This window comes from Pseudomonas sp. AN-B15 (assembly GCF_019056475.1).
Taxonomy (GTDB): domain Bacteria; phylum Pseudomonadota; class Gammaproteobacteria; order Pseudomonadales; family Pseudomonadaceae; genus Aquipseudomonas; species Aquipseudomonas parakoreensis.
The window spans coordinates 1,344,564-1,363,292 of sequence record NZ_CP049737.1; the positions used below are offsets into that span (position 1 = coordinate 1,344,564).

Sequence of the window (18,729 nt, forward strand, 5' to 3'; positions counted from 1 at the left end):
ATAAAAGCCCCGAATGGTTCGGGGCTTTTTTATTGTCTGAAATCTCTCCCTGTAGGAGCTGCCGAAGGCTGCGATCTTTTGATTTTGATCTTTAAAGCAAGATCAAAAGATCGCAGCCTTCGGCAGTTCCTACAGATACAGAGGAGAGGGCTGGGATTTGTAGTCTCGCGGCGTAAGCCTTGGCTTACTCTTTCGTAAGCGTTCCCTATTTTTGCAGGACGGCAGACGTCGATTGCTTCCCGACAATAAACATAACCTACTGATTAATATACTTATTTTTTAATGTGAAGGACTTGTTTCAGTGCTTTCCAGCCTGGAAGGCCGATTGCTCTCGGCAGGGAACTCTCTAATATCAGCACTGTGTCGACGGACAGACACGCCCTTCAAGGACGAGGGGAACGGACATCGCAGGACGCGATTCATCAGGACGATGAATAGGAATACAGGGAATAGGGAAAAAATGTGGGCGGGTCAAACCGCCCCTTTTTTTGCCTGTAGAAAAGCAAAACCCGCAAAAGCAAAAAGGCCCGCAAGGGGCCTTTCATAACGCGCGACAGATCAGCGTTCGAGGTCTTTGATCTTGCCTTTGACGCCATCCCACTCTTCGGCGTCCGGCAGCGATTCTTTCTTCTCGGTGATGTTCGGCCAGATTTCAGCCAATTCAACGTTCAGCTGAATGAACTCCTGCATATCCTCCGGAACTTCGTCCTCGGAGAAAATCGCGACGGCCGGGCATTCCGGTTCGCACAGGGCGCAGTCGATGCACTCGTCCGGGTGAATCACCAGGAAGTTCGGGCCTTCGTAAAAGCAGTCCACCGGACAGACTTCTACGCAGTCGGTGTACTTGCACTTGATGCAGTTGTCGGTGACGACGAAGGTCATTTCTAATTTTCTCCTCAGGCGGCGGCAGCGTAGCCCCTTCACGGTTGGGGTCGCCAGGTTCGGGAGCGATGTCTGCCAGCCAGGCTATTAACCGGCAGCATCCCGAACCGCGCGAGATTCTAACAGCTTGAAGCCGTTTGCGTTATATCCGGTTCTTTGCTGCTTAGATCCGGTTCTTAAGTGCATATAACAATTCGAGTGCTCGACGCGGGGTCAGGTCATCGAGATCCACTTTCGCCAATTCGTCCAGTACCGGATGCGGCAGGCTGGCAAACATGTCGCTTTGCTGGGGGACCGCCGGTTTGCCTTTGACGGCAGGCTTCGGCGCTTCGTGCGGCAATGCGGTGTCTTCCAGTCGGCTCAGATGCTCACGGGCACGCACTATGACTTCGCTCGGTACGCCGGCCAGTTGCGCCACGGCCAGGCCGTAGCTTTGGCTGGCAGGTCCCGGCAAGACGTGGTGCAGGAACACGATGCGCTCGTTGTGCTCGGTCGCGTTGAGGTGCACGTTGGCCACCAGCGGCTCGGCTTCCGGCAACACGGTCAGTTCGAAATAGTGTGTGGCAAATAAAGTATAGGCGCGCAGATGTGCCAGGCGCTCGGCAGCGGCCCATGCCAGCGACAGACCGTCGAAGGTGCTGGTGCCGCGACCGACTTCGTCCATCAGCACCAGACTGCGTTCGGTGGCGTTGTGCAGGATGTTGGCGGTTTCGCTCATCTCGACCATGAAGGTCGAGCGGCCGCCGGCCAGGTCGTCGCTGGAGCCGATCCGGGTGAAGATCCGGTCCACCAGCGACAACTCGCAACTGGCCGCCGGGACGAAGCTGCCGATATGCGCCAGCAGCACGATCAATGCGGTTTGGCGCATGTAGGTGGATTTACCGCCCATGTTCGGCCCGGTGATCACCAGCATCCGGGTGTTGTCATCCAGGCTCAGGTCGTTGGCCACAAACGGCGTGGTCAGCACCTGCTCAACCACCGGGTGACGCCCCTGGGTGATACGCATGCACGGCTCGCTGACGAAACGCGGGCAGTTCAGGTCAAGGTTCAGCGCACGCTCGGCAAGGTTGCTCAGCACGTCCAGCTCGGCCAGTGCAGCAGCGGTGTCCTGCAACGGCGGCAACTGGCTGATCAGATCTTCCAGCAGCGCCTCGTAGAGCATTTTCTCGCGGGCCAAGGCACGGCTCTTGGCCGACAGCGCCTTGTCTTCGAATGCTTTCAGTTCCGGCGTGATGAAGCGCTCGGCGCCTTTGAGAGTCTGGCGACGGATGTAATCGGCCGGCGCGGATTCTGCCTGCTTGCTCGGCAGTTCGATGAAGTAACCGTGAATGCGGTTGTAACCGACTTTCAGGTTAGCCAGGCCGGTGCGGGCCTTTTCCCGGGCTTCCAGATCGATGAGGAACTGGCCGGCGTTTTCGCTCAACGATTGCAGCTCGTCGAGTTCGCTGTCGTAACCGGTTTTCAATACGCCGCCGTCGCGGATCACCGCGGGCGGGTTGTCGATGATGGCTTTTTCCAACAGCGCCGCCAGTTCCGGGTAGGTGCTGGTGGTGGCTGCCAGGCGCTGCAGGTGAGGCGCTTCCAGGTCGGTCATCGCCACTTGCAGTTGCGGCAGGGCACCGAGGGCATCGCGCAGACGAGCGAGGTCACGGGGGCGCGCGTTGCGCAGGCCGATCCGCGCCAGAATCCGCTCGATGTCGCCGATTTCCTTGAGCTGCGGCTGCAGCTTTTCGAAACGATAGCCATCGAGCAGACAAGTGATCGAGGTCTGCCGCGCCAGCAGCACGGTCAAATCGCGCAGTGGACGGTTCAGCCAACGAGTCAGCAGGCGGCTGCCCATCGCGGTCTGGCAACGATCGACCACCGATTGCAACGTGTTGTCGCGCCCGCCCGCCAGGTTGGTATCGAGTTCCAGGTTGCGGCGGCTCGCGCCGTCGAGCACCACGGTGTCGTCCAGACGCTCATGACGCAGGCTGCGCAGATGGGGCAGAGCGGTGCGCTGGGTTTCCTTGGCATACGCCAGCAGGCAACCGGCGGCGCCGATGGCCAGGGTCAGGGCTTCGCAACCGAAGCCTTTCAGGTCTTGCGTGGAAAACTGCTGGCAGAGACTTTTCAACGCCGAATCGCGCTCGAAATCCCACGGCGCGCGACGACGCACGCCACGGCGTTTTTCCGCCGGCAGGTCTTTTGGCCAGTCGTCCGGGATCAGCAGTTCCACCGGGTTGACCCGTTCCAGTTCCGCCAGCAGGTTCTCCCAGCCCTTGATCTCCAGCACGGTGAAGTTGCCGCTGGTGATGTCCAGCACCGCCAGACCGAACAGGCGCTCGTCGCCCAGTACCGCCGCGATCAGGTTGTCGCGCCGTTCATCCAGCAACGCCTCATCGCTGACCGTACCCGGGGTGATGATGCGCACCACCTGACGTTCCACCGGGCCCTTGCTGGTGGCCGGGTCGCCGACTTGCTCGCAGATCACCACCGACTCGCCGAGCTTGACCAGTTTCGCCAGGTAACCTTCCGCCGCGTGGTATGGAATTCCGCACATCGGAATCGCTTGCCCCGCCGACTGACCGCGCGCGGTCAGGGTGATGTCGAGCAACTTGGCAGCCTTCTTCGCGTCTTCATAGAAGATCTCGTAGAAGTCGCCCATGCGATAGAACATCAGCTGATCCGGGTGCTGATTCTTCAGGCGCCAGTACTGCTGCATCATCGGGGTGTGGGAGGACAGGTCGGAGACGGCTTTATTCATCGGATTGTCAGGTAACTCGTTAAATGATGTAGGGCAAAAGCGAGGGCAACCGCCGGGCTTTTCCGCGATGGGCGCAAGGTTACCATGGGCGGTCGGCTCGACGCAGGCATGACGGCCTGCTGGCACTTTCTGCGTTTAATTGTGATATATGCACGATTTATGCAAATCAGCATTTGTCTTCGGAAAAAACTTCAAGCACTATGCGCGTTATGCAAAAACGCAACGTATCCTCCGTCTTAAGAGCACTGCTCGACCAGCACGGGATCTCCCCCACGGAGCTCCACCGTCGCACCGGCGTGCCTCAATCAACGCTCTCGCGGATTCTCAGCGGGAAGATCGTCGATCCTTCGGATAAACACATCTCGAAGATCGCCGAATACTTCAATGTGAGCACTGATCAATTGCGTGGCCGCGCCGATGTGGCGACCGCGACCGGTGGCGCGCGCGATGACGTGCATGCGGAACTCAAGGACATAAGCCTGTGGGACGACGATACCCCTGTCGATGACGACGAGGTGTCGGTGCCCTTTCTTCGCGAGGTTGAATTGGCTGCTGGATCAGGAAGATTCGTCATCGAAGAGAGCGAACGCTCTAGCCTGCGCTTCGGCAAGCGCAGCCTGCGCCATAACGGTGTGCAGTTCGACCAGGCCAAATGCGTGACAGTGCGCGGCAACAGCATGTTGCCGGTGTTGCGTGACGGCGCCACCGTCGGTGTGAATGCGGGCAAGTGTGGCATCGGCGACATCATCGATGGCGACCTGTATGCGATCAATCACAACGGTCAGTTGCGCGTGAAGCAGCTTTACCGCCTGCCGACCGGCATCCGTCTGCGCAGCTTCAATCGCGATGAGCATCCAGACGAGGACTACAGCTTCCAGGATATGCAGGACGAGCAGATCGTCATCCTCGGTCACGTCTTCTGGTGGGGCATGTACGCCCGTTAACCGCAATCCAGTCAGATAAAACCCGCCATCGGCGGGTTTTTTTTCGTCTGCGCAAAAACCTCAAACCCTCGTACAACGTGGCTTTCATGCATCTGCGCATTTCTCGCGCATAAATAAATGCATTTATGCATTGACTGTATATGCATCCATGCATATTCTTGCCACCAAGCCGCTCGACAAAGCGGCTGGCAACAACAGCTCTTTAGTTCCACAAGAACAGGCAGCGATGAACCGGCCTCAACGGTTCAGAGGGTTGGCAACTGACCCGGGTGTGCAGCGTAAAGCACCAGAAGCAGTTATCCGGCGGGCAGGGACCGCGGTCGGAAAAACAATTTGAACGGACTCGTACCGCGCCAGTAGCGCCGAAAAGTCAGCTTCCTTCTCGAATACAGGATTTGAAGGAAGGCGAAGGAGCGCATTACTGAAAAGCCCGGCGGATTGCCGGGCTTTTTGGAATGCCTGCCCGACATCGTTCCCCGCTGATCGGTATGCAGAACCGCGGAATCGCGACTGAAAAAAATTAACCATAGGGAAAATGAAATGAATCGTTACGTACTTATCGAGCCGGTTTACCAACTGAACTTCAAAGTCGTCCTCCAGGTGGTGGATGCTGAAGACTTTCCTTCGTTGCCTGGTGGACCTGCTTACTGGATTGACGTGCCACAAGACACGATTGTTCAAGCGGGTTGGCTGGCGCAGTTCCAGACATTCCAGTGGGTTTTTGCCGAGCCGACTTATGAGGATTATGTCGTACTTGCCAATGCGCGGATGAGCGAGCGGTTTGATGCGGCGATTCACTGGCTGACGTTCAATCCGCTGCAATACAAAAAAGATATTGGCGCCGCGACTTCTGATGATGAGACGGCATTGTCGGCTTACAAGCAATATTTCGTTGCTGTCAGCGAAGTAAAAAAACAGCCTGGCTACCCGTCAGTCATTAATTGGCCAGTCGCGCCGTTCTGATACGAATGCAACAACGCAATCGCTTTTAGGGCGCATTACTGAAAAGCCCGGTCTCACCACCGGGCTTTTTGGAATGCCTACCTGAAGAGACATCGCTTGAACCCAACACACATCACTCATCAACTGAAACCAGGAGGCGTGACATGACACACGAGCAACAAGTGTTGGCGGACATGCCGATCTGGCTGGTCATCCTCCTCGCCGTGGTGGGCGGGGTGTCCGGCGAAATGTGGCGCGCCGACAAGGAAGGCGCTCGTGGCTGGTCATTGCTACGGCGTCTGGCGCTGCGCTCCGGCGCCTGCATGATCTGCGGCGTCTCGGCGATCATGCTGCTGTATGCCGCCGGATTATCCATCTGGGCCGCTGGTGCCTTCGGTTGCCTGACCGCCATGGCCGGTGCCGACGTGGCCATCGGTCTGTACGAACGCTGGGCCGCCAAGCGTATTGGCGTCTGCGAAGTTCCCCCGCCGCGCGATCCCCAGTAACTCAACACTTTCCTGCCTCGCTGCAACTGATGCGGCGGGGCTGCGCGTGGACAATTGAAAAGGAGGTCATGCATGCCCGCACCGATCCAGCAGCCTTCGCAGCTGTTCACGGCGATGGCGACAACCCTGCGCAACAGCGCCGGCCTGAATCTGCAGGTTGGCAATCACGACGACTTCACCGCTCCCGGCGCTCAGGCCTGGGCATTGATTGACTTCGACCGTAATGCGCCCGGAGTGCGTGGCGCCGACGGACGTATCGCCCACGTCATGACCGTATCGCTGCAAGTCATTCCGGCACTTTCTGCGAGTGCCTTTGCCGCGTGCGATCTGATCGCGGTGCTGAAAAACCTGATCACCGACAACCGTTGGAACCTACCCGGCGCTCAATGTGACCTGCCGATGAACATTGATGGTCTGCCGTCAGTGCTCACCCGCGCCGAGCAGCAATACAAGGCGTGGACGCTGACCTTCACCCAGACCCTCTACCTCGGCCCGACGCTGCTCGACGACCCGCTCGGTACGCCGAAATTCGCCCGTACCTGGGAAGTCAGCAATATCGACGACCCCGACCAATACACCGCGCTGGAGGCCTGACCGATGTTCGACGCATTACTGCGCATGCAACTGGGGCCGATCATCGAGCGGCTGGCGGAGATGGAAGCGGAGATCGACGACCTGCACCGCCGCGCCGAGAGTTTCTGTCGCATCGGCATCTGTCAGGCAGTCGATGCGGCAAGCAATACTTGCCATGTCAGCCACGGAGGACTGCTGACACCAGCCATCAAGTTCTTCAACCCGAGCGCCGGAGCGCAGAGCGAATCGCGGATTCCCAGCGTGGGCGAGCAGTGTCTGTTGCTCAACTACGGCAGCGGTGAAAGCGGCGCGCAGAGCGTGGCGTTGTTCGGCCTCAACAGTGACCGATTTCCGCCGACGGCGACGGTACCGACGCTGACGCGCCGCGTTTATGTCGACGGCACTGAAAGCGGTTACGACGACGCCACACACATTCTGCACTGGCAGAACGGCCCGGCGGCTTTCACCGGTTCTCGCGAGTCGCTTGCACTGAGCATCGGCCCGGCGCAACTGACGATGACGCCGCAGCTGATCAGCCTGCAACTCGGCGGCGTCGGCCTGAGCATCGACGCCTCGGGCGTGCACTTCAGCGGCCCGTTGGTGGATCACCAGGGCCGCGTCATCAGCCCCTGAATCAAGAGCTTCCCATGATCGGAATCGATAGAGACTCCGGGGCCACGGTCGACGACTGGCTGCAGTTCGTGCAGCGCGCGACACGGGCCCTGACCACGCCGCTGGGCACCCGGCAAAAAAGGCCCCTTTATGGCTCGCTGATCCCCACGCTGCTGGGGCAGAACCTCGGTGACGACGTTTTGCTTCTGGCCCAGAGCCACGCGGCTCAAGCGTTTTACAACACGCAGAACGGGATCAGCGATTTTCAGCCGAGCGTGATCGTCGCCAGCCGCCAGGGCGCGGGTCTGCTGCTGCGCTTCGCCGGCACCTGGAAAAACCGTCAACAGACATTCGAGGTCGTGACATGAGCATGTTGATCCCCGGCCAGAATCAATTGGCCGAACCGGCGCTGATCACTGTCGACGCCTTCGAAGACTTGCTCGCCGAGTTCAAGACCTTCGTCGTCGAGTACGTCGGCGCCCGAGCGCCGGACAGCGCAGCGAAACTCAAGACCAGCCTCGACAACGAGAGCGAACTGCTGACCCTCGCGCTGGAAGCCTTCTGCGTACGCCTGCAAACCCACGAGCGCAAATACAACGCCCGCATCAAGCAGATGCTGGCGTGGTGGGCGACTGGCAGCAACCTCGATGCACGGCTGGCGGACATGGGCCTTGAAAGGCAGTTGCTCGACGCGGGCGACCCGGCAGCCTTCCCGCCAATACCACCGATTTATGAAAGCGACGACGACGCCCGGTTGCGTTATTACCTGGCGCCACATGCCCCGGCTGCGGGCTCGCGGATGCAGTATCGCCGCGAGGTATTCACCCTCGGTGAACGGCCAACGGTGAAGGTCGAATCGACGGATGGAGGTGTGGTGAATGTCACCTACACCTTCAACCCGGACGGCCTCGCCGCACAGGTCAAGGACGGCAACGGTCGCCGCACCGCACCGGGCGAAGTGCAGGTCACGGTGCTCGCTCGGGAGGGAGATGGGACACCGTCGCAAGCCCTGCTTGATGGCGTGCGTCAGCACTTCGCCCGCCCTGATGTGCGACCGGAAACCGACCTGGTCACGGTCAAGGCAGCTGACATTCACCGCTACAAGATTCGCGTGGTGGCGAAGATCAATTCCGGCCCCGACTCGGGCCTGACCAAAGTCGCCGCACAACAGCAATTGCAAGCCTACGCCGACAGTTGCCATCGCCTCGAAGGGCGGGTCGATCCGAGCTGGATCGACTACACACTGCACAGCGCCGGCGCCGTGCAACTGCAGATTCTTGAGCCGCTGGCGCCGATCATCACCAGCGCCTTCGAGGCGCCGTACTGCACGGCGGTCGAGGTCGAGGTGCTGACGCTATGAGTGAGCCAACGCATCGCCCGACGTTGCTGCCGGCCAACAGCTCGGCACTCGAACGTGGACTGGATCTGGGCTTCGGCGCACTGCTTGATCGCATCGCGCCGCCGTTCCCCGAACTGATGAATCCGAACGAAACACCGGTCGCATTCCTGCCGTATCTGGCAGCGGATCGCGGTGTCGCCGAATGGAGCACCAGCGCACCGGAAACTGAGAAGCGCCTGACCGTCGAACTGGCCTGGCCCACCGCACGCCAGGCCGGCACCCGCAAGGCGCTGGAGAACGCGGCCAAGGGCTTGCAACTGCGCCCCGAAGTCCGCGCCTGGTACGAACAGACGCCGCCCGGCGTGCCTTACAGCTTCAGCGTACGCGCCTTCAGCGAGCAGCCTTACAGCGCAGAAATCGACACCCGTCTCGACCGGCGTCTGGCCGATGCCAAGAGCGAACGGGACATTCTTTCGGTGACAGTTGGCTTGAGCGCGTTCGGCAGTCATTCCATTGCCGCTGCGACCTTTTGCGGTGAGCTGACCACGGTTTATCCGGTGTTCATCGAAGGGCTCGAAACCTCGGGAGAGGCGCTCCTGGCTGCCGGCATGTACACCGTCGAAACATCCACTATTTATCCTCAGGGGGCCTGAATGGCTGACTATTACACCCTGCTCACCAACGCAGGGATTGCCTACGAAACGGCGTGCAAGGCTGCGGGCCTGCCGATCAAGCTGACGCAGATTTCCGTCGGCGACGGCGGCGGCGCGGTCTACAACCCGGCCGCGACGGCTACCGCGCTGAAACGCGAAGTCTGGCGCGGTCCGCTCAATGCCCTGTTCCAGGACGAGAAGAACCCGAGCTGGCTGCTCGCCGAAGTGACCATTCCGCCGGACGTTGGCGGTTGGTATGTGCGTGAAGCCGGGCTGTGGACCGACACCGGGATTCTCTACGCCATCGTCAAATACCCGGAGTCGTTCAAGCCGGTGTTGGCGACGTCGGGCTCGGGTAAAGAGTTCTACATTCGCTCGATTTTTGAGACCAGCAATGCGTCGTTGGTGACCTTGCTGATCGACGACACGGTGGTCAAAGCCACCCGCGCTTGGGTAATGAGTTACCTCGCCGAAGAACTCGGCAAACTCGATGGCAAGCAATCGGTGCGCGTCGCGGCTTCCACCAATATCGTGTTGAGCGGCGCGCAGCAAATCGACGGCGTGGCCGTGATTGCCGGCGACCGTGTGCTGCTGGCGAACCAGACCCTGGCCAAGGACAACGGCCTGTGGATTGTCGCCAATGGCGACTGGGTGCGGGCGACTGATGCCAATACCAGCGCCAAGGTCACGCCAGGCCTGACGGTCATGGTGGAGGAGGGTACGGCCAACGGTGATTCGCTGTGGCACCTGACCACGAATGCGCCGATTACCCTTGGCACTACTGCGCTGACGTTCAAGATGTTGGCGGGGCGCACAGGGATTGCTGCCGGCACTTACAAGAGTCTGACCGTTGATGAGTATGGTCGGGCGACTGCCGGGGCCAATCCTGAAACGCTGGCCGGGTTCGGGATCAAGGATTCCTACACCAAGGCTGAAGTCGAAGCGTTGATTGCCAAGGCATCGGCGTTGCCTGTGGGTTCGATTGTCGCGTTTCCAGTTGACGCCCCGCCGCCGGGTTTTCTTGAGCTGGATAACAGCGTCAAGAGCAGTGCGACTTACCCGGACTTGAGCGCTTATCTGGGTGGCAAGTTCAACAAGGGGGATGAGGGGGTTGGGAATTTCCGCTTGCCTGAGGCGCGTGGTGAGTTCCTGCGCGGTTGGGATCATGGGCGTGGGGTGGATGCTGGACGTGGTCTTGGTAGTTGGCAGGCGGACGACAACAAATCCCATATTCACGGGACGACCTACGACGTTATCGCCGATATTTTCATGGCCGGCGACGTCAGGCGGAACTATCTCCAGCAGTACAACAATACGGACGATGTTGTAACAAAGGCATCGGGTGGGGCGGAGGCACGCCCACGCAACATCGCCGTCATGTGGTGCATCAAAGCCTGGAACGCTCCGGTCAATCAGGGAACCATCGATGTAGCGGCCTTGGCGAAGGAAGTCGAACGGCTCAAATCCGCCGTTCCGGTGGGCGCTGTTCTGGCATTCCCGACAGGCATCGTCGCTCCCGGTTATCTGGAACTGGATGGCAGTGTGCAGAGCATTGCGACTTATCCGGATCTAGCGGCTTTTCTCGGTACCACTTACAACAAGGGTAACGAGGGGGCGGGTAACTTCCGCTTGCCGGAGTCGCGCGGTGAGTTCCTGCGTGGCTGGGACCATGGGCGTGGTGTGGATGCTGGAAGGGGTGTCGGCACGACTCAAGCAGAGGCATTTGCTGCGCACAACCACCGCTATTTTGATGGCACTGCTGCGACCTTTGATCCCGCAGGTAATTGGCAGGCAGGCAATATTAATGGTGCGGCAGCGAGTATCTCAGTGGGTGCATTTCTTTCCCCGGTAGATAGCGGTTCCACTATGCAGATGGTGAACGCCCAAAATACGGTGAACACTGGCGGAACTGAAACCCGCCCCCGCAACCTCGCCGTCATGTGGTGCATCAAGGCCTGGAACGCACCGGTCAATCAGGGAGGCATCGATATCGCGGCTCTGGCCGTTCTGTCGCAACAGGCCACTGAAACCAACCAAGGCACAGCGAAAGTCGCTACCCAGAATCAAACCAACGCAGGAACCGACGATACAGTCATTGTATCGCCAAAAAAACTGCGCCTCGGATTCGAGATCAGCCTCGCCACCAATGGATACATCATTTTCCCCTCGTGGCTCGGTGGCTTGATGCTGCAATGGGGGTTGGCGAACATGCCGGGGACATCCGCAAACTTCACTTTCCCAATTGCCTTCCGTAACAACGTCTTTCAAATGATAGCTACTGATGGGGGTGGGGGGGCTCATCCTTTGGGTGTAAGTCCAGTAACGACCGGCTTCACCGCTTGGAGTAACGTGGCGACGACGAACCTCCGCTATCTGGCCATAGGTAACTAAAATGCGTTATTACAGCAAATCAACAGACTGCACTTATTTGGACCGTGTGCATTCGGTGATGCCGGATGACGTAATTCAAATCAGTGATGCCCTCTATCAGGAAGTCTTTGCCAATCCCGAGTTCGGAAAAGTCCGAAGTCAGGATGAAAACGGACTGCCGATCTTGATTGATCCGCCGGAATTGACTTCAAAGGAGAGAGCAAAGCAGGAACGCAGTTGGCGAGACAAACAGATCAATAGTGTTCTTTGGTTGCGCGAACGTCATCGCGACCAACTCGATCTGAACCAGACAGCATCGCTGACAACTGAGCAGTTTAGTGAACTGTTGATCTACATTCGCAACTTGCGCGACTGGCCCCAATCGGCAGCTTTTCCATCGCCAGAATCGCGTCCGGTCGTGCCCTCCTGGATCGCTGCACAGCCTCAGTAAACGCCCCGCACCTCGGGGCGTTTTCTTACCCGCCAAAAACATTTCAACACCCGCCAAAGCCCCTCCCCACGAGGGGCTTTCCCGTTTATGGAGAAACGAAAAATGGCAACCCGCCAAACCTACACCGTGCTCGTTCCATTCCCCACCGGCGGTGGGCACTGGTCGAGCGTCGGTCAAGACCTGGATCTGCTCGACGTCGAGGCCAGTGCGCTGCACAGCGCCGGTCGACTGGAACTGAAAACACCTACCACCCAGGCCAAAAAGGCCGCTGCCAAGAAGGCTGACTAACCATGGCTGAGGTTTTGAACTTCGAGCACAACGGCATTACCGTGAATGCCACCGAATCCCCCGAGGCCATGGGTGGCCTGGGTGACAACGTCATCGGTCTGGTCGGCACCGCGCCGAAAGCCGATCCGCTGATCCCGCGTAACGCCCCGTTCCGCATCAACAGCTTCACCACTCACGCGTTGCTCGATCCGACCGGTGCCGAAGAGGGCACGCTGTACCACGCGGTTTACCAGATTCTCAAAGTGGTCAAGGTGCCGGTGTACGTGGTGATCGTCGAGGCGGGCGCGACCCCGGCCGACACCGTCAACGCAGTGATCGGCGGTGTCGATCCAACCACCGGCCGCAAGCTCGGTCTGGCGGCACTGGGCAGTGTCCCGGAAGACCTGACCATCATTGGCGCGCCGGGCTTCACCGGCACCAAAGCAGTGGCCAGCGAGTTCGCCTCGTTCGGCAAGCGCATCAAGGCCCGTGTGGTGCTGGACGGCAAGGATGCCTCGGTCGCTGATCAAGTGACTTACAGCCAGGAACTGGGCGGCGCCGACCTCGGTTTCGACCGCTGCCTGGTGGTGCACAACATGCCGGCGGTGTACTCGAAAGCGGCGAAGAAAAATGTCTTCCTCGCGCCGTCCAGCCTGGCGATTGCCGCGCTGGCCAAGGTCAAGCAGTGGGAGAGCCCGGGCAACCAAGTGACCTACGCCGAAGACGTGTCCCGGGTCGTTGAGTACAACATCCTCGACACCTCCACCGAAGGCGATCTGCTCAACCGTTACGGCGTCAGCTATTACGCCCGCACCGTGCTCGGCGGCTTCTCGCTGCTGGGTAACCGTTCGATCACCGGCAAGTTCATCAGCTACGTCGGCCTCGAAGATGCGATCAGCCGCAAGCTGGTCAAGGCCGGCCAGAAAGCCATGGCCAAGAACCTGACCAAGTCGTTCATGGATCAGGAGGTCAAGCGTATCAACGACTGGCTGCAAACCCTGGTCGCCGACGAAACCATTCCTGGCGGCAGCGTTTACCTGCACCCGGAACTCAACAGCGTCGAGAAGTACAAGAACGGCACCTGGTACGTGGTCATCGACTACGGCCGCTACGCGCCGAACGAACACATGGTTTATCAACTCAACGCCCGCGATGAAATCATCGAGCAGTTCCTGGAGGACGTTCTCTAATGTTTACCAACCGCGTAAGACAGGCCATCGCGGCCACCCTGCAAGGCCTGCCGTTGTCGGCGACCGTTGAGGAATTCACGCCACCGAAGATCGAATTCGACGTGGAAGAAATGCGTGGCGGCCGTTTCATCGTCGAAGAAATGGCCAAGGGTGGCAAAGCGCTCAACGCCAAGCTGACCCTGCAGGGCCTGGGTGCCGAAGTCATGCTCGCACTGGGCGTGAAGCTGGGCGACGACATCCTGCTGAACGTGCGTGAAGCCGGTCAGGATCAGGACGGCAACACTTGGTTCACCTATCACACGGTCGGCGGCAAGCTGAAATCTCTTGAAGAAACCGCCGTGAAAATGGGCGAAAAACCCAAGACCAACCTGGAGCTGTCCTGCCGCACTTACAACCGCCTGGAAAACGGCGTACCGGTGATCGACATCGACGTGCGCACCCAGAAATTCGTGCTCAACGGCGTTGACATCCTCGGTGATGCGCGTCGTGCGGTGCTGATGCCGTAACCCCGGCTTACAGGCAATCATAAAACCCTGTGGGAGCGAGCTTGCTCGCGAAGGCGCCAGGTCAGTGGCCATCAATGCTGAATGTCAGGCCGCTTTCGCGAGCAAGCTCGCTCCCACAGTGGATCTAAAAGAAACACAAAGGAATTCATACATGTCGTGGATGCCACCCCAGCATGACCTGCTGTCGCCGATCACCGGCGACGACGGCGCGCAGATCGAGCAGATCCAGCTCAAGCCACTGTTCTACGCCGCGCAGAAAGAAGCGCTGGAGCGCGCCGGTGATGATGAAGACGATCAGTTCTTCGAACTGGCGCTGCTCGCCACCGGCCTGTCGGTCAAGGAACTCGACCAGCTCAAACGCCCGGACTACGTGAGCATCGCCCAGTACGTGCACGAGATGTCGACCCGTCCGGCGTCGTACTTTCTGGAGCAGGTCGAGGACGCGGAAAAGTCCGCCGATCCTGACGAAGTGCAGCTGCTGCAACCGCTCGCCGTGACCGGCCGTACCGTGACCTCGCTGTCGCTGGAAATGCCGGCACTGCGCGCGACCAAAGTGATGAAGAAACTGAAAACGGCCAAGGAACGCGCCGAGTTCATCACTGCCCACTGCACCGGTCTGATGATCCCCGATCTGGCCAACATGAGCGTCCCGGACTGGACCCAATTGCAGGTGCGCATCGACGATTTTTTAAACCAGCCGGCGGCCTACTTTCGGAACGCGACATCGAAGTAATCCTCGATATCGTCCCGCTCATTTACCCGGTAAGTGAGGCGGAGATTCTGGAGTGGGACGCCGAAAAGGCGTTGCGCCGCTACGACATAGCGATCACTCGCCTTGGCGTGAAACAGGAGTAGAGCGGCATGGCAGAGAGTAAATATGCGCTCGCATACGCCGGTGAGAGCGGTAACACAAACGGCGGATTTACGTTGCCCGATAACCTCGGCAAACCGCTGCAGGATCTGAACCTGACACTGGCGTTGGCAAGCCAGGACATTCGGTTGCTGACGCAGGAGCAGATCAAGTTGCGCGAGCTGCTGGTCAGCCAGCAGTCGTTGTTCAAGGTCATCGCGGCGCCGCCAGCCGCCAACAGTGAGCCGAAGTCAAAACTCAAGGCGGAAATCGAGCAGCGTCCACCCCCGAAAAAACTGCAGCCGGCGATGGCTAACGAGACGGCGCTGGTTGAGCTCAATCAGTTGATTGGACTCAACAAAGACCAGCTTCAAGCGCATTCGGAGCAAACGCTGGAACTCGCGACTCAGCGGTCGGTTGCAGCCAGTGGCGCGACGGGTGCGGATCTGTTGCAAATCCAGCAGGTCGGGGCGCGAGCTGGTATTGCCGACGGCGCCAAGGGTGATCAGCGAGCGACAGAGCTGAGAGCGTACTCCGGCGACGCGGCGATCAATGCCACGGCCTTCCGGCTTGACGTCAAGGCCGCGGGGGAAATGCTTGCGGTCTGGCGTTCCTCCTTGAAGCTGGATCGATACCAAGGTCAGGATCTGGCCGATGCGGTCAGTTATCTGGGCAGCAGCGGTCTGGACGCCAAACCTGCCGATATCGGCGTGGTCGTTCAACGCTCTGGCGAGAGCGCTGTTGCATCGGGAATGACACCGGAACAGGTTGCAGCATTTGCCACTGCGCTGTTGAACAGCGGGGCCGACAAGGACGCTGCGAGTACGGCGTTGAAGAGCTTTACCTCGGTCTTCGGCAAGGAAAATGCTGCGTCAACCGAACAGCGTTCGGCGATGACCCGGTTGCACCTGGACCCCGATTCATTGCGTGAGAAGATGCGCACGGATGCGCCGGGTGCGATTGATTCGGTACTCGCAGCACTTGGCAAACAATCCGTACCCGAACGTGCAGCCACGGCGAAGACGCTGTTTGGCGAGAGCAGTACCAGCATTCTTGAGTTGCTGAAGAAGCCCGACGACGTCAAGACCGCCTTCACTCGGGTGTCCGACAAGCACCACTACGCAACGTCGGAACTGGGTTCCGGCGCCGGTGCCGCGACGAAAACGGCCGAAGCCTTTGGCGATACGTCACAAGGGCGCTGGAATGCGCTGGATGCGAGTCTTAATCGTTTGTCGACAGCGGTGGGAAATGCACTCGCGCCCATGACTGACGCGCTGGCAGTGTCGCTAACGGCTGTGGTCAATGGCTTGAGTTCAGCTGCTGAAGCACTGCCGTTCCTGGCGGCTGGCCTCACGCTGGCCGGTGTGGCCGCCATGCCGTTCGTCGGTGGTGTCCTGAAGACCGGGGTCGCCTCGGTGCTGGATGCGGTCAACTCGAAACTGTTGCGTCTGGCGACGGCGCGATTGCCCGCTGATATTGCCGATGTGATCAATGGCGGTGACGACGGCGGCGGCGAGGGGCCTAAAAGAAAGCGCCCCGGTCGACGCGCATCTTCCAGCGCGCGGTCTCGTGTTCCTTCCTCTGGCGCCGGTCGAGGCGGACGTTTGAGCACGATGACGGCCAAAATCGCCCCGATGTTTGACGATGCGATAACCCGCGTGAAAATGGTCGGCGAGATGGCCAAAAGCATGCGCCCGAGTTGGCTCAGCGGCGCGACTGCCAAGCTCATGCCGCTGGTCGATGGCGCCAAATCCAAGCTTCTACCGCCGCTGGTCAAATCATTGCCCGCCTTCAAGATGGGCGCTCCGCTGGCGATTGGTCATGCCGCTTACGCAGGTTTGAAGGGCTGGCGTGACGGCGATGATCAAGCTGTCAAAGGTGCTGCCGGCGAGTTGGCTGGAACGGCGATTGGTGCCACGATCGGCTCGTTCATTGCACCTGGTATTGGCACATTCATCGGCGGCACTCTGGGCGGAATGCTCGGCTCCTATGTGGGGGAACAATGGGGGAAACCTGCCGATGACAAACTCGCGCCCCCCGCGCAAGTGGCCAAGGATCTGACCAGCGCTCAGACGCAACTGTCCAATTACACCTACTCGCCGTTAGTGCAGATCAGCGGCGGTGATGTGCTCAATGCCGAAAAAATCGGCGATGTGGTTTCGCAGGTTATGCGCAACCATTTCGATACCGCATTCACACCCGCAGTAGGCCCCAACGCTCTCGCCACCCGCCGTGACGCAGCCCTGACCGATGGAGTCGCCTGATGAAACAACAAATGGCGCTGGGCAGTTTCATCTTCGGCCTGTCGCGCGACTTCGCTTACAGCTCGCTGGCGCGCAAGTCCGATGGAGGCTGGAGCGAAATCCAGATTCTCACCAGCAAACCCAAGTCCAGCCAGACCGGGCAAAAACCGGAAACCCTGACTATCACCGGCAAGTCGATGTATGCCGTGGCCATGGATCGGCTCGACGAATTGCGCGCGTTGCAGGCCCAGCGTATCCCGCTGCCGTTGATTGACGGCATCGGTCGCAATTGGGGCCTGTGGCGAATCAACAATATTCAGGAAACCCAGAGCCAGATCATCGATGACGGCACGGCAATGGTCGTTGACTGGGTCATTGAGCTAGCGGAGTTCAACAATGCGTAAGGTACGAAGCGTGGCCGGTGATTCGTTGAATCTGCTGCTCTACCGCGAAACCGGGCGCAGTGATGACACCGCCGAAGAGGCCCTGTGGACACTCAACCCGACCCTGGCCGAACACGGCCCGATCCTGCCTGCGGGCGTCTGGGTCACGTTGCCGGAACTCGACTCGAAACCGGCCACGATCAAACCGCTCACGGCGTGGGATTAAGGAGGTTTGCATGGCACTGGGTTTCACCCCGGCGGTAAGACTCTACGGGGCCCATTCGGCCCTGCTCAATCAACGCCTGATCAGTTGGGAACACATCGACGCTGCCGGTTTCGAGTCTGATCAACTGACGTTGACCATCGATCTTGAAGGCCTCGAAGGGCTGCCGGATCTGGGCGGGAAAATCGGCCTGGAGGTCGGTTATCTGGAGTCGGGGCTGGTCGACAAGGGCCAGTTCAAAGTGACACGTCTGACGCCGACGCTGTTCCCGTTTCGCCTGACGCTGGTGGCCACGGCGGCGCCGTTCAGCAAGGAGGATGAAACGGGCTTCAAGCAACGTCGCACGGCCAGTCATGGCCCGACCACTTTGGGTGCGCTGTTTCGCAAACTGGTGTCGAGCCATGGCTTTTCACCGCGCGTCGCGCCCGAGGTGGCGATGATCAGGATCGAGCACGTCGACCAGTCCAACGAAACCGACATGAGCTTTCTGACGCGCCTGGCAAAAAAGTACAACGCGGTGACCAAACCCTACAACGACGTGTACGTGCTGGCCCGTCCCGGCCAGACCAAGTCGTTGTCGGGCCAGGTGCTGGCGGACGTGACTTTGTCGGTGACCAGCAACAACCGTCCGGGCGATCACGCGTTCGTCAGCGCCACGCTGGAGGAGTCTGCCCGCGAGCAGACCAAGGGCTGCAAGACCTGTTTCTGGGATGGCGCCGCAGGTGTGTTGCGCTGGGTTGAAACGGGGCTTGCGCCGTTCAAGACCCTGCGCCAGAAACAACCCACTGAAGCCGATGCGATCGCCGTCGGCGAGGGCGAAGTGCGCAAGATGCTCCGGCAGAAGTACAAGGTGAAGATCACCTGTCCCGGCAATCCACTGCTGGCGGCCGAAGGTCTGGTGCTGCTCGATGACACCTGGCCAGACTTCATGCGCGGGCGCTGGTCGATTGAAAAAGTCACCGCCAGCGGCAATCGCGAGAACAGCTATCGCTGCGTGATTGATGCCAGCGGCCTTGATCCCAAGGCCGCTGCCAAGGACTGATTCCCCG

20 protein-coding genes are annotated in these 18,729 nt (G+C 59.7%); 18 read left to right on the forward strand and 2 right to left on the reverse strand.

Annotated elements, in window-relative coordinates; translation table 11 throughout:
* Nucleotides 1-558 precede the first annotated feature (558 nt).
* Nucleotides 559-882 carry a ferredoxin FdxA gene (fdxA, locus tag GTQ41_RS06070; protein WP_003222178.1) on the reverse strand — a complete coding sequence of 108 codons (324 nt, stop codon included), beginning with the start codon at nucleotides 880-882 and terminating at the stop codon, nucleotides 559-561.
* A gap of 163 nt (nucleotides 883-1,045) precedes the next feature.
* The gene (gene mutS, locus GTQ41_RS06075; protein WP_047291915.1) at nucleotides 1,046-3,628 is read right to left on the reverse strand and encodes a DNA mismatch repair protein MutS; all 2,583 of its coding nucleotides are present in this window, start codon (nucleotides 3,626-3,628) and stop codon (nucleotides 1,046-1,048) included.
* A gap of 209 nt (nucleotides 3,629-3,837) precedes the next feature.
* On the opposite strand from mutS, the gene GTQ41_RS06080 reads away from it, so the two are divergent.
* The 18 genes from GTQ41_RS06080 to GTQ41_RS06165 all read left to right on the forward strand — a co-directional run bounded on the left by GTQ41_RS06080 (nucleotide 3,838) and on the right by GTQ41_RS06165 (nucleotide 18,722).
* A complete protein-coding gene (locus GTQ41_RS06080; protein ID WP_047291917.1) occupies nucleotides 3,838-4,572 on the forward strand; it encodes an XRE family transcriptional regulator in 735 nt (244 codons plus the stop codon).
* A 540-nt stretch (nucleotides 4,573-5,112) separates the two neighbouring features.
* On the forward strand, nucleotides 5,113-5,535 hold the full coding sequence (locus tag GTQ41_RS06085) for a tail fiber assembly protein (protein ID WP_047291919.1): 423 nt from the start codon (nucleotides 5,113-5,115) through the stop codon (nucleotides 5,533-5,535).
* 143 nt (nucleotides 5,536-5,678) lie between these two features.
* Nucleotides 5,679-6,020 carry a phage holin family protein gene (locus GTQ41_RS06090; RefSeq protein ID WP_047291921.1) on the forward strand — a complete coding sequence of 114 codons (342 nt, stop codon included), beginning with the start codon at nucleotides 5,679-5,681 and terminating at the stop codon, nucleotides 6,018-6,020.
* 72 nt (nucleotides 6,021-6,092) lie between these two features.
* The gene (locus GTQ41_RS06095) at nucleotides 6,093-6,614 is read left to right on the forward strand and encodes a hypothetical protein (RefSeq protein ID WP_047291923.1); all 522 of its coding nucleotides are present in this window, start codon (nucleotides 6,093-6,095) and stop codon (nucleotides 6,612-6,614) included.
* Between the two features lie 3 nt (nucleotides 6,615-6,617).
* A complete protein-coding gene (locus tag GTQ41_RS06100; RefSeq protein ID WP_047291925.1) occupies nucleotides 6,618-7,226 on the forward strand; it encodes a phage baseplate assembly protein V in 609 nt (202 codons plus the stop codon).
* A gap of 14 nt (nucleotides 7,227-7,240) precedes the next feature.
* Nucleotides 7,241-7,573, forward strand: a complete 333-nt coding sequence (locus tag GTQ41_RS06105) for a phage baseplate protein (RefSeq protein ID WP_047291927.1) — start codon at nucleotides 7,241-7,243, stop codon at nucleotides 7,571-7,573.
* On the forward strand, nucleotides 7,570-8,565 hold the full coding sequence (locus tag GTQ41_RS06110; protein ID WP_047291929.1) for a baseplate J/gp47 family protein: 996 nt from the start codon (nucleotides 7,570-7,572) through the stop codon (nucleotides 8,563-8,565). The genes GTQ41_RS06105 and GTQ41_RS06110 overlap by 4 nt, the downstream gene beginning before the upstream one ends.
* Nucleotides 8,562-9,197, forward strand: coding sequence for a phage tail protein I (locus GTQ41_RS06115; RefSeq protein WP_047291931.1), 636 nt, complete (start codon nucleotides 8,562-8,564; stop codon nucleotides 9,195-9,197). The genes GTQ41_RS06110 and GTQ41_RS06115 overlap by 4 nt, the downstream gene beginning before the upstream one ends.
* A complete protein-coding gene (locus tag GTQ41_RS06120) occupies nucleotides 9,198-11,588 on the forward strand; it encodes a phage tail protein (RefSeq protein ID WP_047291933.1) in 2,391 nt (796 codons plus the stop codon).
* A gap of 1 nt (nucleotide 11,589) precedes the next feature.
* Nucleotides 11,590-12,018: a hypothetical protein gene (locus tag GTQ41_RS06125; RefSeq protein WP_047291934.1), complete on the forward strand. Its 429-nt coding sequence runs from the start codon at nucleotides 11,590-11,592 to the stop codon at nucleotides 12,016-12,018.
* Between the two features lie 102 nt (nucleotides 12,019-12,120).
* The gene (locus tag GTQ41_RS06130) at nucleotides 12,121-12,306 is read left to right on the forward strand and encodes a hypothetical protein (protein ID WP_047291936.1); all 186 of its coding nucleotides are present in this window, start codon (nucleotides 12,121-12,123) and stop codon (nucleotides 12,304-12,306) included.
* 2 nt (nucleotides 12,307-12,308) lie between these two features.
* Nucleotides 12,309-13,475: a tail protein gene (locus GTQ41_RS06135; protein ID WP_047291938.1), complete on the forward strand. Its 1,167-nt coding sequence runs from the start codon at nucleotides 12,309-12,311 to the stop codon at nucleotides 13,473-13,475.
* Nucleotides 13,475-13,981: a phage major tail tube protein gene (locus GTQ41_RS06140; protein ID WP_016985055.1), complete on the forward strand. Its 507-nt coding sequence runs from the start codon at nucleotides 13,475-13,477 to the stop codon at nucleotides 13,979-13,981. Before GTQ41_RS06135 ends, GTQ41_RS06140 begins: the two co-directional genes overlap by 1 nt.
* 151 nt (nucleotides 13,982-14,132) lie before the next feature.
* Nucleotides 14,133-14,714: a phage tail assembly protein gene (locus GTQ41_RS06145; RefSeq protein ID WP_047291941.1), complete on the forward strand. Its 582-nt coding sequence runs from the start codon at nucleotides 14,133-14,135 to the stop codon at nucleotides 14,712-14,714.
* A 128-nt stretch (nucleotides 14,715-14,842) separates the two neighbouring features.
* Nucleotides 14,843-17,095: a phage tail tape measure protein gene (locus GTQ41_RS06150; protein WP_047291943.1), complete on the forward strand. Its 2,253-nt coding sequence runs from the start codon at nucleotides 14,843-14,845 to the stop codon at nucleotides 17,093-17,095.
* Nucleotides 17,095-17,478 (forward strand): phage tail protein, encoded by a 384-nt coding sequence (locus tag GTQ41_RS06155; RefSeq protein WP_047291946.1) that lies wholly within the window; start codon nucleotides 17,095-17,097, stop codon nucleotides 17,476-17,478. Before GTQ41_RS06150 ends, GTQ41_RS06155 begins: the two co-directional genes overlap by 1 nt.
* The gene (locus GTQ41_RS06160; RefSeq protein WP_047291948.1) at nucleotides 17,471-17,683 is read left to right on the forward strand and encodes a tail protein X; all 213 of its coding nucleotides are present in this window, start codon (nucleotides 17,471-17,473) and stop codon (nucleotides 17,681-17,683) included. The genes GTQ41_RS06155 and GTQ41_RS06160 overlap by 8 nt, the downstream gene beginning before the upstream one ends.
* Before the next feature lie 10 nt (nucleotides 17,684-17,693).
* Entirely contained in the window at nucleotides 17,694-18,722 is a 1,029-nt protein-coding gene (locus GTQ41_RS06165; RefSeq protein WP_047291950.1) for a phage-like tail protein, read from the forward strand.
* Nucleotides 18,723-18,729: the final 7 nt, after the last annotated feature.